Raw genomic sequence first — 2,247 nt, forward strand, 5'->3', positions numbered from 1 at the left:
TGCGTGCGAGCCGGCCGCGTCGACCGGCAGCGCGACGCCCTCGAGCCAGGGCGCGGCGCCGTCCACGCGCGTGCTCGCGCCGGCCAGCAGATCGGAAACGAAGCGCTTGCCGGCACCGATATCGGCGAGCGCATACCCTTCGGGCGGATTGAGCACGCAGGCGCCGAAGCGCAGCTCGCCGCTGGTGGTGATGGCCGGCGCGATGCCGAGCGTCTCGGCGATCTCGCGCGCCAGCAGGTTCACGCCGGTCAGCCCGCCCAGCAGCGGCACCACCGCGCTGCCGTCCTCGGCCACCGCCAGCACCGGCGGCTCGACGCCCTTGTCGGCCAGGCAGGGCGCCACGCAGCGGATCACGATGCCGGCCGCGCACAGCGCCACCACCGGATTGCCGCGCGCATAGAGCGCGCGCAGGTGGGCGCCGAGCTCGCTGAATGCCACGTCGCCCTCGGCGCGGCCCGCCAGCGCATGGATCGTCGCGCCCTGGTAGCGCGCGCGGATCCGCTCGGCCACCGGCAGCGCGCCCGCGCCGAGCACCACGATCGCCGGCGCCACCGTCAGCCTTGCCATTTTTCCCCCGGCACCACCAGCAGCGAGAAGTAGGGCGAGGCCATCGGATCGACCTCGGCCAGCGGCACGATGCGCTGGCTGGCCATGGTGGCGCGCTCGACGTAGAGCGCGCGGCCGGCCAGGCCCAGCTCGTCTAGCACGCGCCGCACCTTGTCGAAATTGCGGCCCAGCTTCATCACCACCGCCGCGTCGGCCTTGGCCAGCCGCGCGCGCAGCTCGTCCTCGGGCAGCACGCCGGAGAGCACCGAGAGCGTCTGGTTGCGATAGACCAGCGGCACGCCGAGCACGGCCGCGCCGCCCAGCATCGAGCACACGCCGGGCACCACCTCGGTGTCGTAGCGATGCGCGAGCCGATCGTGCAGGTACATGTAGGAGCCGTAGAAGAACGGGTCGCCCTCGCAGATCACGGCGACGTCGCGCCCGGCATCGAGATGCGCGGCCACCACCTCGGCCGCCGTGTCGTAGAAGTCGGCGATCACGCGCTCGTAGCTGAGCGGCGGCTCGAGCGCCTCGGTGGTGACGGGGTAGACCAGCGGCAATTGCAGCTGCGCCTCGTGCAGATGCGCCTCGACGATGCCGTAGGCATTGCCCTTCTTGCCCTTGGCGACGAAGTAGGCCACCACCGGCGCGGCGCGCAGGTGGCGCACCGCCTTCAGGGTCAGCAGCTCCGGGTCGCCGGGGCCGACGCCGATGCCGAACAGGCGGCCGCGCGCGGCGCCCTGCCGGCTCGCTGCGGAGCGAGTCTCGCCGTGGTTCATTCGACCTCCGTCGCCAGGGCATTGACGGCGGCCGCCGCCATCGCGCTGCCGCCGCGGCGGCCGTTCACCACCACGTAGGGCACGCCGCGGCTGTCGGCGGCCAGCGCTGCCTTCGATTCGGCCGCGCCGATGAAGCCGACCGGGAAGCCGAGGATCAGGGCCGGCTTCGGCGCGCCGGCATCGAGCATGTCGAGCAGATGGAACAGCGCGGTGGGCGCATTGCCGATCACCACCACGCTGCCGGCCAGCCAGGGGCGCCACAGTTCGAGCGCGGCCGCCGAGCGGGTGTTGCCGAGTTGCGCGGCCAGTGCCGGCACCTCGGCCTCGCCGAGCGTGCAGCGCACCGGGTTGGCGGCCGGCAGGCGCGTGCGCGTGATGCCCTCGGCCACCATGCGCGCGTCGCAGAGGATCGGCGCGCCGGCGGCCAGCGCGTCCCGGCCGGCCTGGCCGGCGCCGGCCGAGAAGCGCAGGTCGGCGACGATGTCGACCATGCCGCAGGCATGGATCACGCGCACGGCGAGTTTTTCGAGGTCGGCGGGGATCGCCGAGAGATCGGCTTCCGCACGGATCGTCGCGAACGATTGCCGGTAGATTTCCTGGCCGTCGCGAAGGTAGTCGAGCATTCGGTTCAGTCCTGATGGCGCGGCGATGCGGCGAGCATCGCGGCGGCTTGGTCGATCGTCAGATGGCGCGCGGCGAGCCGGCCGAAGCCGCTGCCGCCGTCGCGCCGGTAAAGGTCGTAGCGGCCCGGGTCCACCGCGAGGAGGGTCGCGGCGGCGGGCCAGGGCTGCGCGCAGGCGCGCGGGCAGCCGCTCAGGTGGAGTTCCAGCGGGGCGGCGCCGTGTTCGGCCAGGCGCGCGGCCAGGGCCTGCGCGTCGGCCTTGGTGTCGGCCTGGGCGCGTGCGCAGCCGGTGAGATCGGA

At 73.6% G+C, this 2,247-nt stretch carries 2 protein-coding genes and 2 pseudogenes; all 4 read right to left on the minus strand.

The window, feature by feature from the left end; translation table 11 throughout:
• A pseudogene (locus F3J10_RS35330) lies at positions 1-567 on the minus strand (cobalt-precorrin 5A hydrolase); the annotation flags it as partial.
• A complete protein-coding gene (locus F3J10_RS35335; protein ID WP_046579424.1) occupies positions 555-1,325 on the minus strand; it encodes a precorrin-2 C(20)-methyltransferase in 771 nt (256 codons plus the stop codon). The gene F3J10_RS35335 and the pseudogene F3J10_RS35330, both read right to left, overlap by 13 nt.
• Positions 1,322-1,948, minus strand: coding sequence for a precorrin-8X methylmutase (locus F3J10_RS35340; RefSeq protein ID WP_166917063.1), 627 nt, complete (start codon positions 1,946-1,948; stop codon positions 1,322-1,324). Before F3J10_RS35340 ends, F3J10_RS35335 begins: the two co-directional genes overlap by 4 nt.
• A gap of 5 nt (positions 1,949-1,953) precedes the next feature.
• Positions 1,954-2,247 (minus strand): annotated as a pseudogene (locus tag F3J10_RS35345) (precorrin-3B synthase); the annotation flags it as partial.

Source organism: Burkholderia sp. Cy-637 (genome assembly GCF_011753175.1).
GTDB classification, from domain to species: domain Bacteria; phylum Pseudomonadota; class Gammaproteobacteria; order Burkholderiales; family Burkholderiaceae; genus Burkholderia; species Burkholderia gladioli.

Excerpts from the sequence above, each read along its gene's own strand:
- F3J10_RS35335 (WP_046579424.1), bottom strand. The coding sequence starts at position 1,325 with ATGAACCACGGCGAGACTCGCTCCGCAGCGAGCCGGCAGGGCGCCGCG.
- F3J10_RS35340 (WP_166917063.1), bottom strand. The coding sequence starts at position 1,948 with ATGCTCGACTACCTTCGCGACGGCCAGGAAATCTACCGGCAATCGTTC.